Raw genomic sequence first — 1,901 nt, 5'->3', positions numbered from 1 at the left:
TCATCTACTACAGCGCTCATAAAGCCCCTGTAGAATTGGAAAGGAAGTTAAACGTCGAATACAGGCCACTCGATGACCTTCTTAAAGAGGCGGATTTTGTATCGATCCACGTGCCGCTCACTAAGGAAACAAGGCATCTGATCGGCGAGCGGGAGCTAAGGATGATGAAAAAGGAAGCCTACCTCATAAACACCGCGAGGGGACCCATTGTTGACGAAAAGGCCTTGGCGAAGGCCCTGAAAGAGGGATGGATCAGGGGAGCCGGCCTTGACGTCTTTGAGCGTGAACCCGAAGTCGAGCCCGAGCTTCTTGAACTTGATAACGTGGTCTTGCTGCCTCACCTTGGTTCGGCTTCATACGCCACGCGTGCCAAAATGGCCACCATGGCGGCAGAAAATGCCCTCAAAGCGCTGAAAGGAGAAGTGCCGCCTAACCTGGTTAACCCCGAAGTGGTAATGGGTAGGTGAGAGAAACTTTGGCCCCAAAAGACCTTAGTAAAGATGCTTTTGATATAGCCAAAGGGTCGATAAATGCTGTCTTGCCCGAAGAGGCGGTTGCCAAGGCATTGCGGGGTCGCAGCTTTCCTGGGAACATCGTGCTGGTGGCCATAGGAAAGGCTGCCTGGCGCATGGCCAAGGCAGCTTACGACATGCAGGGCAAGCGTGTACTTTGCGGCGTCGTGATAACCAAATACGGCCACAGTCAAGGCCCCATTGGGAACTTAAAGATATTTGAGGCCGGACATCCCATCCCCGACGAAAATTCTGTCATAGCCACACAGGCGGCCTTAGAAGCCGTGGCCGGCCTTTCAAGCGACGACACAGTCCTTTTTCTGGTTTCCGGAGGAGGTTCGGCTCTCTTTGAAAAGCCCAAAGAAGGTATTAGCCTTGACGACATAGCAGAGGTCACGGAAGCTCTTTTGCGGTGCGGCGCCGATATAGTAGAAATAAACGCCATTAGAAAGAGGCTCTCTGCCGTCAAGGGAGGGCGGTTCGCCCAAACCGTTTATCCCGCCAAGGTTTACTCGGTCGTATTGTCAGACGTATTGGGCGATCGATTGGACAGCATCGCATCGGGACCGGCCTATCCCGACGGCACCACTTGCGAACAAGCCTTGGGCATCCTTCGCAAATACGGATTGAAACTGAAGCCCCACATTTTGAGGCTCCTTGAAGAAGAAACCCCAAAAAAACTGCCAAACGTGGAGACAGTCGTCATCGGAAGCGTAAAGGTCATGTGCGAAGAGGCGGCAAAGGTGGCTTTAGAGCTGGGATATGAAACCACGATATTGACCACTACATTAAATTGCGAGGCTCGTGAAGCTGGTTCCTTCATGGCAGCGCTTGCCAGGGAAGAGCGCATCTATAACAGGCCTTTGCATCGTCCTTGCGTGCTTATAGCAGGCGGAGAGACGGTCGTTCATGTTCGAGGCCAGGGACTTGGCGGCAGAAACCAGGAGCTGTCCCTTTCGGCTGCCATTGGCATAGAAGGGCTTGAAGATGTGGTGATACTTGCGATCGGTTCGGACGGTACCGATGGCCCGACGGACGCCGCGGGCGGCGTCGTTGACGGGACAACGGTTGCAAAGTTGAAAGCTTGCGGGTTCGATCCACAAAGTATGTTGGATGACAACGACTCCTATCATGCCCTGGAGGCTTGCGGTGGCCTCATAAAGACGGGCCCTACGGGTACGAACGTTAATGATCTCATCTTGCTTATTTGTAATTGAAGTAAAAATTTACCAGCATCATCTAAAAGATATAGAAAAGATGATATTTTCTGAAGTTGGTTAAAAGTTAATGACACTGCACTGCGGTAGTAATTATTGTAATGTAAACGTTTTGCCGTTGACACCAAGCTGTACCGGATATATAATCTCTTCGCTTGGATTTGACTGAAAA

General features: G+C 51.4%; 2 protein-coding genes. Both read left to right on the top strand.

Annotation, left to right across the window (positions count from 1 at the left end; translation table 11 throughout):
• Positions 1-467: NAD(P)-dependent oxidoreductase (locus tag Q7P41_RS10565; RefSeq protein WP_303884114.1), on the top strand; the 467-nt coding region annotated here is incomplete at its 5' end.
• Positions 464-1,729 (top strand): glycerate kinase, encoded by a 1,266-nt coding sequence (locus Q7P41_RS10560; protein WP_303884113.1) that lies wholly within the window; start codon positions 464-466, stop codon positions 1,727-1,729. The genes Q7P41_RS10565 and Q7P41_RS10560, both read left to right, overlap by 4 nt.
• Positions 1,730-1,901 lie beyond the last annotated feature (172 nt).

Source organism: Acetomicrobium mobile, from assembly GCF_937920065.1.
This window is presented reverse-complemented; position numbering and strand designations above follow the sequence as displayed.